General features: G+C 42.4%; 9 protein-coding genes. 3 read left to right on the top strand and 6 right to left on the bottom strand.

Annotated elements, in window-relative coordinates; all coding sequences use genetic code 11:
* Positions 1–13: 13 nt before the first annotated feature.
* The 3 genes from argF to dnaB form a co-directional block, all read right to left on the bottom strand.
* Positions 14–931: an ornithine carbamoyltransferase gene (gene argF / locus OEG80_RS05555; protein ID WP_263242226.1), complete on the bottom strand. Its 918-nt coding sequence runs from the start codon at positions 929–931 to the stop codon at positions 14–16.
* Between the two features lie 194 nt (positions 932–1,125).
* Complete coding sequence (gene alr, locus OEG80_RS05560; RefSeq protein ID WP_263242228.1) at positions 1,126–2,232, bottom strand: alanine racemase; 1,107 nt, start codon at positions 2,230–2,232, stop codon at positions 1,126–1,128.
* 127 nt (positions 2,233–2,359) lie between these two features.
* Positions 2,360–3,763 (bottom strand): replicative DNA helicase, encoded by a 1,404-nt coding sequence (dnaB, locus tag OEG80_RS05565; protein WP_011513790.1) that lies wholly within the window; start codon positions 3,761–3,763, stop codon positions 2,360–2,362.
* 323 nt (positions 3,764–4,086) lie between these two features.
* On the opposite strand from dnaB, the gene pdxA reads away from it, so the two are divergent.
* Complete coding sequence (pdxA, locus tag OEG80_RS05570) at positions 4,087–5,196, top strand: 4-hydroxythreonine-4-phosphate dehydrogenase PdxA (RefSeq protein WP_263242229.1); 1,110 nt, start codon at positions 4,087–4,089, stop codon at positions 5,194–5,196.
* 214 nt (positions 5,197–5,410) lie between these two features.
* Here pdxA and OEG80_RS05575 read toward each other — a convergent pair whose 3' ends face one another.
* Complete coding sequence (locus OEG80_RS05575) at positions 5,411–6,046, bottom strand: tetratricopeptide repeat protein (RefSeq protein ID WP_192941322.1); 636 nt, start codon at positions 6,044–6,046, stop codon at positions 5,411–5,413.
* 516 nt (positions 6,047–6,562) lie between these two features.
* Here OEG80_RS05575 and rsmA point away from each other — a divergent pair.
* Positions 6,563–7,426 (top strand): 16S rRNA (adenine(1518)-N(6)/adenine(1519)-N(6))-dimethyltransferase RsmA, encoded by an 864-nt coding sequence (gene rsmA, locus OEG80_RS05580; protein WP_011513787.1) that lies wholly within the window; start codon positions 6,563–6,565, stop codon positions 7,424–7,426.
* Between the two features lie 80 nt (positions 7,427–7,506).
* Positions 7,507–8,349, top strand: a complete 843-nt coding sequence (locus OEG80_RS05585; protein ID WP_011513786.1) for a symmetrical bis(5'-nucleosyl)-tetraphosphatase — start codon at positions 7,507–7,509, stop codon at positions 8,347–8,349.
* A gap of 45 nt (positions 8,350–8,394) precedes the next feature.
* Here the strand turns inward: OEG80_RS05585 and OEG80_RS05590 are convergent, their stop codons facing one another.
* Positions 8,395–10,875: a site-specific recombinase gene (locus OEG80_RS05590; RefSeq protein ID WP_263242232.1), complete on the bottom strand. Its 2,481-nt coding sequence runs from the start codon at positions 10,873–10,875 to the stop codon at positions 8,395–8,397.
* Between the two features lie 367 nt (positions 10,876–11,242).
* A complete protein-coding gene (locus tag OEG80_RS05595; protein WP_263242235.1) occupies positions 11,243–13,027 on the bottom strand; it encodes an acyl-CoA dehydrogenase C-terminal domain-containing protein in 1,785 nt (594 codons plus the stop codon).
* Positions 13,028–13,241 lie beyond the last annotated feature (214 nt).

The raw sequence follows: 13,241 nt of genomic DNA on the forward strand, positions 1-13,241 counted from the left end.
TGAAAAATGGTACCTATATTTTGATTTTGTCTTTTAGCAAAAACTCCATCAAGGCTTTTTGCGCATGTAAGCGGTTTTCAGCTTCATCCCATACCACTGAGCGTGGGTCATCTAACATATCATGAGAGATCTCCTCACCACGATGCGCTGGCAAACAGTGCATAAAGATCACTTCAGAATCGGCTTTATCTAGCAGTGATGGTGTCACTTGATAAGAGGAAAAACGACGCGCACGCGTGTTTTGTTCAGACTCTTGTCCCATGCTTGCCCACACATCAGTGACAATTAAGTGAGAGTCTTTTGCTGCTTCTTGTACGTTTTCAACGATACTCACGCAATGTGAGAAGCGTTTCATCAGCTCAGGGTCAGGCTCAAAGCCATAAGGCGCGGCTACTCGTAGCTCAAAGCCAAACTGATTGGCAGCTTGCATATAGGATGCACACATATTGTTGCCATCACCGACCCAAGTGACGATTTTATTTTCGATACTACCGCGATGCTCGTAGTAAGTTTGCATATCAGCTAATAGCTGGCATGGATGAAATTCATCCGTTAAGGCATTAATGATTGGTACGCTTGAGTATTTTGCAAAGGTTTCGACTTTTTCATGACCAAAGGTGCGAATCATAATGATATCGACCATGCTAGAGATAACGCGCGCGGAATCCTCAATTGGCTCACCGCGTCCAAGTTGGGTATCATTTGGCGATAAGAAGATAGCGCTACCACCAAACTGTCCCATGCCGGTTTCAAACGATATCCGCGTGCGGGTGGATGATTTCTCAAATATCATACCGAGCGTACGACCAACAAAGGGCTGGTATATCTCGCCTGCATGTTGCATATGACGCAATTCGCTGGCGCGTTTGATAAGATTTTCTAGTTCTTGTTTGGTTAAATCAGATAAGGTTAAAAAATGGCGCAAACTCATAGCAATCCTAGCAGTCGAACAAAGTCAATGAAAATGATACGTTATCAGCCGGCAATGATATCGCGTCAATGCGTATACTGGAATGACAACAAACTTTTAGTATAGCGCAATTACTCTCAATGTAAATATCCAATTTGCCATGATTTATCAGTCATGCAAAGCTGCATTCGATGAGACATTATCTGACATGGCGATTACATCTGTATACGATTTGGACGTACGCTTAGACGACATAGTAGCTCATAGCCAATCGTATCAGCATGGGTGGCAACTTCATCAACATGCGGCGCATCACCCCATAGTATGACCTTGCTATTTAAAGCGCTACTCTCTGGTACAGCGCTCACATCGATGACAATCATATCCATTGCGACACGCCCAATCACTGCACATGAGTAGCGTTGCTGATTTATGGCGTCAATGACTGAAACATAAGCATCCTCATTGACAACGCGGGGATATCCATCACCATAACCAATACTAACGAGAGCCGTTTTAACATCTTGCTGGGCTATCCAGCGGCTGCCATAACCGATGGCGTCGCCAGCTTGTACGGTCTGCAAGGCAATAATTTGTGCGCTAAATTCCATGGCTGGCTGCAAATTTAGCGTGTACGCGCTTTGGTCGATAACAGGCGCACTGCCATATAACATAATGCCTGGACGCACCCAATCATGATGATGCTCTGGGAAATTAACGATACCAGCAGAGTTGCACAACGATCCTTTAATATTAGTACTGATTGTTTGTCGTAAAGTACTTATCATGTCATTAAAACGCTGGATTTGTATGGCATTTAATGAGTGATCTTGATTGTCGGCATTGGCAAAATGGGTGGTCAAAATCAGCTGATAGCCAGCATCATGCAGAGATTTTGCGGCTGAAATAAGCGTTTGGTTATTAAAACCTAAACGATTCATACCCGTGTTGTACTTTATCCAAACCACTCGAGTGGCGCTATCAACAGGTGGTATTTGCTCTAATGCCCACTCCAATTGCGGCGCATGATGAATCACGCAACTGATATCGTGTTCAATTGCTTGTCGCCATTCATCAACAGTAAAGGCCCCTTCAATAAGCCCAATGGTTTTATCCCAGCCCAATTGCCGTGCTTCTAACGCTTCTCTTAAAGTAGCGACACCGATACCATCTGCTTGCTGTAACGCTGGTAGGACGGCGGCGACGCCATGTCCATAGGCATTGGCTTTTACCATCGCAAGGACGTTAGATTTTGGTGCTAACGCTTTTACTTGACTAAGATTATGAGTAATGGCGGCAGGCTTGATAGTGATTGTGCGCATAATCGTCTTCTTTTTTAGCAAAGTTATGAAGGAATAAATTTATAAAGCCAGTAATTCATCAATTGAGTTGATGAGTCACTGGCCATTTTCACGAGCAATTTTGATGAGTAATTATCTGTCAGTTTTATTATTCGTCGTTCTCAAAACTGACATTTTGATAGTATTCTGGCGTCAAATTGATAAAGCGGGTAAATTGTCCTTCAAAACCCAAACGTATGGTGCCGATAGGGCCGTTACGCTGTTTACCAATAATGATTTCAGCCACACCTTTGTGGTCTGAGTTTTCATTATAAACCTCATCACGATAGATAAACATAATCAAATCGGCATCCTGCTCAATCGCACCAGATTCACGCAGATCCGACATAATAGGACGTTTGTTAGGACGATTTTCTAGACTACGGTTAAGCTGCGACAAGGCGATAACTGGACATTCAAGCTCACGTGCTAGTGCTTTTAAACTTCGAGAAATCTCAGAGATTTCCCCAACACGGTTGCCATCTAGGCCGGGTACTTTCATTAATTGTAGATAATCGACAATGATAGCGCCAAGCTTGCCATCATGATTTTTGGCTATACGGCGGCAGCGTGAACGCAGCTCAGACGGTGGCAGGGCAGTACTGTCATCAATATATAGATGCTTTGACTGCAAATGCTGAATGGCGTTCATCATTTTTGCCCATTCATCTTCATTCATTTGACCTGACCGCAGATGTGTTTGGTTGATTGCGCCCCAAGATGATAGCAAACGCATCACGATAGATTCTGCGGGCATCTCCATCGAAAATACCACTACAGGCAAATCTTCATTAAATAAAATCCCTTCTGCTAAGTTCATGGCAAAGGTGGTTTTACCCATCGATGGACGCGCAGCTACAATGACTAAATCGCCTGCTTGCAAGCCTTGGGTTTTATTATTAAGCTCAACAAATGGGGTTTGTAGTCCAATCATGCCATCTGGATTTGATTTGAGCTCTTGGATTTTATCAATGACATTGGTCAATACGGCAGTAATACCGACAGGTCCACGCTGCTCTGCACGTTTATTATGCTGCTCATTGATGCTAAATATTTTTGCTTCTACGTTATCCAAAATATCGCTGACGGTTTGGTCTTTGGGATTATAGGCTAGGGTCAACATATCATTGCCGGTAGTAATCAGCTGACGTAGTGTAGATAGCTCGCGTACACGCTGGGCGTAAGCCGTCAGGTTAAACAAAGTTGCTGGACTTTGGCTCAAGATATCCGCCAAATAACTGTCACCGCCTGCGCTTTTTAGCAGCTTTTGTGCCTCTAACCAATCATGTACCATAACCGTGTCATAAGGCTCATTGACTGCAGCTAAATGCGCAATAGCATCAAAAATATACTGATGTCGCCCAGCATAAAAATCGTCTTTGGTGACGATATCTGCAATCTTATCGTATGCCTCTTCGATGCTCATCAAAGACGCCAGCAACGCCTTTTCAATATCGATATTGTGCGGCGGTGTTTGATTGAGTAAGTCGTCGGTTTTTTCAGTATCTGCCATGAGTGCCTAATATTTCAAAAGTCGGTATAGATGGATATTGTTGTAAGTATTTATTTTAGTCATGATACAGCAAAGCAAACGCAATGCACCTCGATGAGAGAAGTACCAAAACGTCATCTCACGCGTGCCAGTAAATGCTACAATCAAAAGCGAAAGTTTAACACATTATGTGATTTTTTCAGCCCAGATAAGTAATTATCTATAAAAATGCCTGCTTCTATGAAATGAAGTTCATGGCATATAACACAGCTTCAAATACGCTCATTTATCATAAAAAATACAATAGAATCAGCTTCTTAATATAATAATAGGATGTTAGTGCTATGCAAGAAAAATTGCCATTATTAATCACGACTGGTGAACCTGCGGGTATTGGTATGGATATCGTACTGCTGCTAGCGGCTGAGGGTAAGTTACAGGATTTTGATCGTCCAGTTTGGGTCACGGCAGATAGCAAGGCAATGCAAAAACGTGCCGATGAGCTTATTGCTGCGGGCATATTAAAAAGCTGCCCACCTTGGAAAACGATCAATGCAAATGAGGCAATTATAGAAGACGATGATTTTTTAAATCAAATGTCCCAGCAGAGTATTAACAGTGGCGCTATTAATAATGATAATGCTTTTATCTTATTAAATATTCCCTGTGCTGCGCTCGTCGCTTGTGGGAAAATTGATATCAATAACTCCGCAATGGTGGTTACACAGTTGGAAATAGCGCATAAACTGGCAGCCAACAAAACAGTCGCCGCTATCGTCACCGGACCACTACAAAAATCTGCATTGATAGAGGCTGATATCAAACTGTTAGATGGCACGATGTTTAGTGGGCATACGGAATTTTTTATGCAGCAAAGTGGCTGTGATAAAGTCGTTATGATGCTTGCTAATGAAGCCATGAAGGTGGCACTTGTTACCACGCATTTGGCGTTAAAAGATATCCCTGCAGCCATCACTGCCGATAACGTACGCCAAACAGTACAAATTGTTATCGATGATATGCGTGAGAAATTTGGCTTGACGCAGCCACGTATCTTAGTTTGCGGTCTAAATCCACATGCGGGCGAGGGCGGGCATTTGGGCATTGAGGAGATTGAGATTATCAATCCAGTGCTACAAGAATTTATCAATATTGGGATAGATATATCAGAGGCGATGCCAGCGGATACTTTATTCACGCCGAGGCATTTAGCCAACTGCGATGCGGTGATTGCCATGTATCACGACCAAGGGTTGCCTGTACTCAAGTCACATGGTTTTGGCGATACAGTCAATTTGACTTTGGGACTGCCTTATATTCGTACTTCTGTCGATCACGGTACTGCGCTTGATTTGGCAGGACGTGGCGGTGCTAGTGCCACCAGCCTATACCAAGCACTCATCATGGCAAATGAGATGGCCGATAAATCGCTTATTGATAGACTTCTTGTATAAGTCGATACTTTGGCGAGATTTGTCACTCAGTATTGGATAACGTTACCGTCAGTAATACCTATTTATGAATCATCAAACACGCCTTAATATAAGTGGTTCCATTATACCAGTCTGTTTTAAGTGGTCTGTTAATAGGTTTAGAGGGTGAAATAGCTGGTTCCATTGGGGTATACCTCAGGAAAATTAATCTAAGTCAACTCTTCTCTATTCAAAATTATTTACTATAATTAGTCTTATATTCATCGCAACCTGATGATTGAAATCCAATATCACATGCTTTGTCATACCATTCTTTAGCAATAGCATAATCTTGACGTACGCCCTGACCTTTTTCGTACATAGTGGCTATAGCATATTGAGCAAATGGATAGTCTTGACTAGCTGCTTTTGTGTACCAATAAATTGCTTTATTATAATCTTGCGGCACACCATAACCTTTGTGGTATAAGTCACCTAGAGTGAACTGAGCCGCTACGTCTCCTTGATCAGCTGCTTTCGTGTACCAATATACTGCTTTATTATAGTCTTGAGATACACAGTAACCTAGACTGTACATGACGCCTAAGTTGGACTGAGCCGCTATATCTCCTTCATTAGCTGCTTTATTGTACCAATAGGTTGCTTTGTCACAATCTATATTTATTTCTATACCTTCTCTATATCTCTCGGCAAGATTAAACTGCGATTTTACATCGCCTTGTTCTGCCAGTCTTTGTAGCTTTGCAACATCACTTTCTTTCTTAACCTTCAATTGCGTCTGTAAAGCTTGTTGATTAGTTGCACTTTGAATTTGTTGGCAACCCATCAACAAAAATGGTGAAGATAAAAGAAAAAGAAGGGTAGTTGTCATTTTAGACTTAGAAAAGATCATAGAGTCGCGTCACTAACTGTGGTTTATTCGTTAATCATACCATTTGCTAAAAAACTTAGTCTACTAGCAAAAAAAGCCTTTCTTGAGGGGCTATGTTTTTTACTAATTACAAATAACTCTATACTCTCTTTATCATAAGACGCGTTGTTGAAATACATTCGATGCCTGTATAGCGCACCGATCACTAATAGAATATGTATGGTAAGTACATCATGAAGTACCCTGTGAGTATTTCAGCGAGTTAAAACATTGATACTAGTAGCCTACAGCCTAGTGTTCAAGTCCTCACTAGGGTACCGTATATATAACCAATATTATAGCAAATGGTTTAGAACAAAAAAGCTACTGTGTCGGTTGCGCCAAGGTATGGGTAGTTTACGGATCAAATATCTCAAAAACACAGTCAAATAATAAGCTGTGATATAATTCATCCCAATAAAACACTCATTTTATCGTCATTGCTCACTTTTACCTCTTACTCATTAAGACTATTCTATGTCAAAAACTACATTTGATGCTCAATCTATTACCAACAGCCTACGTGCTGCCAAACACCAACCGCGTAAACGCTTTGGTCAAAACTTCTTACATGACCGTAGTGTTATCCGTGAGATTGTTGAGAGCATTCGCTTAGAGCGTGATGACAATTTGATTGAGATTGGGCCAGGGATGGGCGCATTAACTGAACCGTTATTGGCAGAAGTAGATGCGATGACTGTAGTCGAGTTGGATCGTGATTTGGCAGATAGCTTGCGTATCCGTATCGGGGCTAATAGTCATCCAAATTTTGAGATTATCAAAAACAATGCCATGCATGTGGATTATCGGGAGCTTTATAGCGATGAGCGCGGCAAATTACGCGTGGTGGGTAATCTACCGTATAACATCTCAACGCCCATACTCTTTCACTTACTCAGCTATGCCGATGTGATTGAAGACATGCACTTTATGCTGCAAAAAGAAGTGGTTGAACGTATCACCGCTGATGTCGGTAGCAAAACCTATGGTCGCCTATCGGTCATTATGCAGTATCACTGCCATACGGATTATTTGCTCACCGTACCACGTGGTGCTTTTAATCCGCCGCCAAAAGTGACCAGTGCCGTATTTCGTCTGACGCCGCACATTATTAAGCCAGTCGTGGCAGAAGATGAAGAGTATTTTGCATTGGTAGTACGCGAAACCTTTAATCATCGCCGTAAAACGTTGCGCGCTATATTCAAAAAATCAACGTTATTGCCGACGTTGAGCGAAGACGATTTTGCAGCTTGCGCCATTGATCCACAAGCCCGTCCTGAAACCTTAAGCGTGAAAGATTTTGTCAATTTGAGCAATCAAGCGCGTAAAGTAGAAGGCTGATTTATCAGTGCTATTCATACCGTAGATATCATTCATTGCTAAGTAGTATCTACAATATCCACAAGAAAGATTGAGAGCTTATGAGTTATCGTCATCAGTATGTTATCGGTGATTTGCAAGGCTGCTATGCTGCGTATCTTCAGCTACTTAAAACATTGGATTTTGATCCAGAACAAGATAAATTATGGTTTGCCGGCGACTTAGTGGCACGTGGCGAGGACTCTTTAAATACCTTGCGTCATGTCAAAGATTTGTGTGAGCAAGGGGCAGCCGCGACCGTACTTGGCAATCATGATATCAATTTGCTAGCCGTATGGCGTGGGGCGACGAAAATTAAGAAAAAAGACAAAACGGCACCGATTTTTGCAGCCGATGATTGTGATGAGTTGCTAGAGTGGCTACGTCATCAGCCATTATTGGTTTATCCTGATAAGCATACGGTGCTAGTGCATGCCGGTATTCCGCCGCATTGGAGTATTGAAGACGCCGAAAAGTATGCACATCAGTTAGAGTCGCAGTTGCGCAGTCATTTAAAACAGCTTGATAGATTGTTGCCAAACCTCTATAGCAAGACGGCAGATAATTGGCATGCAGACATTCATGGATTTACGAAAATGCGAGCGATTGCCAATTATTTTACTCGCATGCGCTTATGTCAGCAGGATGGGCTGCTTGAATTTAGCTTTACCTCAGGGTTAGATGAGCGCATGCCAGAGGATTTTTTGCCTTGGTTTGAATGGCAAGTGCCGCGCACGCGTAAGGTGTTATTTGGGCATTGGGCCGCGCTCAAAGGTGAGGTTGATCTGCCTTATGCTCGTGCACTAGATGGTGGCTGTGTTTGGGGCAATCATTTGCTAGCCTATCGCTTAAGTGATGGCAAGACCATTACGTCAAGTGCGCAGTGCTTGCCGATATCTTCTTAATTTTTTAGTGATTCCAAAAACCAATCAAGCCATCAAATTAACCCATTAACTGGGTAGATTTGGTGGTTTTTTTGGTTTAGGTAATGGCGTTTTGGCGTCGCCTGCAACTTTGTTATCAGCAGTGCTGTCTTGACTAATCGCATCAGATACCGTCTGATTATTCTCATCAAACGCAGCATGCGTTTTGTCATATTGAATATCCTGACTATAAGGGACGCTGCTAAGTGCTTCCTCTGTCAGACCATCATCAAGCTCAATGGTTTTATTCATGGCTGGTTTATTGACGGTAATATGAGCTTCGCGGTTGTTTAGTTCACGACTCAGCTGATGCTCTGCCGATGGATTAGCATAATGTATATCAGTGACCGCCTGCTGTCCTTCCATCTTCTTCTGCAAGGCTTTTGGGAGCACTTTGACATCAGATAAGCGCCTTACCACATAGTTTTTAGGGAGTGGCTGATTGCTATTTTGTGATGCGGTATCATCGAAAATCATCTGACCTTGGCTATCAATACGTGCATACTTCATCGGTTTGTCGCGTGGCCAAAAAAAGTCAGAAGGATGCGTCATTAAGTGGCTGAAGAGTTGCTTAGTTAAGCGACTCCAATCAACGAATTTCACCTCTTTTGAGCGTAAAGCGACAAGAAGTGCCAGTGAGAAACTGACGATCAAGTTGACCATACCGATAAGTAAGACGCCAAAGACAGAAAGCAGCACCACTTGCCACTCTAGCTGATTGGACGACATATTAAATAAGCCATGAGCCAAGTTCGCTGAAGCAAAGGCAATATGGCGAATATCAATTGGTAAGCCAAATAAGAAACCAATCGTTGCAGTACTTCCTAGGAAAACCCCAAAGATAAAGTTGCCCATGATGGCACCAAGATTGGCTTCTATAAAGCCGCCTAAACGTTGTAGCCATGCTTTGGGTAATAAATACTGTAATAGCTTATGACGCTGAATACGGGCGCCTATCTGGTTGTAGACCGCCAAATTATCATAATAGCCAGCAATCAGACCCGATAAGAATAAATATACCCCAGCAATGGCAGCATGTGGCAAAGCTAGTGAGCGAAAAGGGTCGAGATCATGAAGTAGGTGAGCGGCCTTATCGGTATCAATCATCGGCGCGCCAGTATATTGCAACCAAGCAAAAGAGATGATCAAGGCGACTGGTATAGCCATCATAATATTACCCATGATGGCAATGAACTGGGTGCGTAAAATATCGACCACCAATTCAGACAGTTTATTTAACTGATGGGACTTTTTACCCGAGCTGTCTGATATGGTTGAGGCGATAGCTGCCGCTGTCATGGCAGGCTGTTTGGTAGCGACTGTACCATGGACGATGTGGATGAAAACAAAGCCCAAACCATAAATCATACTATTGACAAAGGCGCGACCCATTGGTGCGAGAGCTAAGTGGTATGCCAATATCTTAGTCGTCGCCATAAAAGCAATAATAAAGCCACCGATAGAGGCTTTTTTAAACATCTTCTGATAACCGGATTTATCAGTACTAATATAATGTTCGCCAACGCGGCTGGCGTTTTCAGTGACTTTTCGCGATAGCAGCTTAGTATTATTGTCAATCAAATAGCCAATACTATAACGATGACTGGCAGTCGTAATCAGCGCTTGAATCAACTCAATTATTGCCCGATCGCGCTTATCGTAGTTGTTTGCTACCAGCTCAGTCAATATGCGCATGCGCTGTAAGCTTTGATCTAATCGTAGCATCATGTTGGTTAGGCGAATAGAGATACCGGTTTTGTAAATGCGCTTGCGTATGGTGGCAACGATGTCTTCGCATTGCTCAATCATGACCAATAGAGGCGCTGGATCCACGGCTTTTTCGGGAATGATATCGGTTAAGGTGTCGAGCTCATGTGCTTCTCGGTACTGATTGACGTACAAGACTGCTTCTTGATTTTGTGCCACAAACGACGCTGAATAATTCAGCATTTGTGGGTAAGATTCCATCAAGTCTGGATGCAAGCCAATACCGCTGATACGATACGATAAAATGATAATCGCGTTCAAAATACTGTTTTTTGCCGTCGCGACTAAGTTTAGATGCTGCTCATGGACTTTGAGTAGCCCGACCAGCTCATCCCATTTTTCTTTTTCGATATGGGCAAGCCAGCGCTCATCAGAGCGTTTATCAAATAAATAACCGACCAATTCTACGACAGAATCTTCTTGTGGCAGTAGAGGCAAAAAACGATGACCAATCAAACGGCGTAAACTGTAAAAGAAACCCTGATCTGACATAATGCCAGTATCGGTATAAAGAGCGATCTGGCGGTATTCGATAATAAGTTTTAAGACAAAACTCGACAGCCCATCGCCATATTCTGGATGCTGACGTAAAACCTCAATAAGATTTTGAATATTCTGATTGGCTAAAGTAGGCTCTTTATCACTTACTCGTAGCTCATCGATTAAGCGCTTAAGTACCGCGGGATCTGGTACATCACTTAAGGCAGTAATCTGTTGTAAAATGTGTTTTATCTCTGACACATCGTATCCCTTATGGTAGTTATTTCAATCATCGTTATTATGTAGTATGTGAAATAAGACATATTCTTCTTTTAGTGACTGGCTGTAATTATCACTGTGGCGGTACATATCTTTATTAATTTACCGCTTGTTAATTTACTGCGCCCTCATTTATAAGTTTTAGTATATTTTTATTAAGTTTAAGGCATTTGGTTTTGCGTTATTTTAATCGTAACGGCTCATCAATATTCAACTATTTTGTTAGCAGGTATTTTGATGACTATTGTGTCAATTTTATGAAGATATTTTTGGCAAAAAAAGGGACAGTAGCGTGACTGTCCCCTTTATCATAGTGCGGCAAGGCTTACTTTATTATAAAAGTAACCAATTAGCTAGCAGGTACGTCAAAGTAATTCAGGTCAAAGTTCATCATCGGATCACTACCAGCTTCAACCATCTGAGCATGGGCATCGATACGTGGCAAGATACGACCAACGAAATAATCAGCAAGCTTGGCTTTATTGGTGTAAAAATCACCTTCTTTGCCATTGGCCGCCTCAACCATCAACGCAAACATATACGAGTAGGCTAAGTAACCAAAGGCATGCATATAATCAACCGCACAACCGTTAATTTCATTCTTACGCTCACCAATATTATTGAGCACCGTTGTGGTTAGTGCTTCAATTGTATCAGCAGCATCTAGCGTCGCTTGCTTGATACCGTGCTCTGCTTGCATATTATTGACAAAATCACGAATTTCACCTAAGAAATGGGTAACGTATTTGCCGTTATTTTTCGCCACTTTACGACCTAGTAAATCAAGCGCTTGAATACCATTGGTACCTTCATAGATCTGGGCGATACGCGTATCACGAACGATTTGCTCCATACCCCATTCACGTATATAGCCATGACCGCCAAATACTTGCTGGCAATCAATAGTGGCTTCTAGTGCTTTGTCGGTCAAGAATGCTTTAGCCACGGGCGTCAATAGTGCAACACGTGCGGCAGCAGCTTGAGCGGCCTCTGGATCAGTACTAAACTTCTCTTCATCAAGGTTTTTGGCAACGTACATCGCAAAGCAACGTGACGCTTCAGTGTTGGCTTTGGCATTTAATAGCATACGGCGTACATCGGCATGATGAATGATGGCATCCGCTGGTTTTTCTGGGCTTTGCAGTTGGGTATCGCTACGACCTTGACCACGGTCATTAGCATATAACGCCGCATTTTGATAAGCAAGCTCAGAACCACCAAGCCCTTGTAGACCCATGGTGACACGCTCATAGTTCATCATAATGAACATTGATGACAGACCAGTGTTTTCTGCACCAACCATCCAGCCTTTGGCGCTGTCAAAGTTCATCACACAAGTGGCAGAGGCTTTGATACCCATTTTATGCTCGATAGAGCCGACTGCTAGGGTATTGCGCTCGCCTAAGCTGCCATCTTCATTGACCAAGAATTTCGGTACGACAAATAGTGAGATACCTTTTGAGCCTTCTGGTGCATTCGGTGTTTTTGCCAGTACCAGATGAATGATATTGTCAGTTAGGTCATGCTCACCGCCAGTGATAAAGATTTTGGTACCAGAGATATCATAGCTACCGTCATCATTAGGGATAGCTTTGGTTTTGATAATACCTAAGTCAGTACCAGCATGTGGCTCTGTCAAGCACATGGTGCCAGCCCATTCGCCGTTGTACATTTTCTCTAAGTAAGTTTGCTTCTGTTCTTCAGAGGCAGCCGCGTTTAGGCACAGTGTCGCGCCAACGGTAAGGTTAGGGTAGAGAGCAAATGATTGGTTGGCGGTAAAAACCATTTCTTCAGTTAGCATGGTCACCATTTTTGGGAAACCTTGACCACCGTATTCAGAATTACCACTTAAGCCGACCCAGCCAGATTCAGCATACTGCTTATAAGCTTCTTTAAAGCCAGTTGGAGTCGTAACAACGCCATCACCTTGGAAGGTTGCGCCTTCTTCATCACCGCTACGGTTGATAGGTAACAAAACGTTTTTTGTCAGTTTTGCCATTTCTTCCAAAATCATATCGACCGTTTCCATATCGACATGAGCAAGATTCTCGTTATTTTGCCAAAATTTAGGCGCGTTAAACACATCATTTAAGATAAAGCGCATGTCATTAAGAGGGGCATTATAAACAGCCATAAACATTCCTTTGGTTCAAATAAATAAAAGTGAGTTGAACAAATTTATAAGAGATCTTTTGAGTTGGGCTTAATATTCATTATTAAAGTTTAGCAAATTAGCTTGCGCACGGGTGTATTTGTTCGTGAATTATGCGTACACCAAAAGTATGGATTATTTTATTTAAAAAATGACTATGGCAGATTTTAAGTGATAGTAAACAAAATCGGCAACA

The organism is Psychrobacter sp. SC65A.3, assembly GCF_025642195.1.
GTDB classification, from domain to species: domain Bacteria; phylum Pseudomonadota; class Gammaproteobacteria; order Pseudomonadales; family Moraxellaceae; genus Psychrobacter; species Psychrobacter cryohalolentis.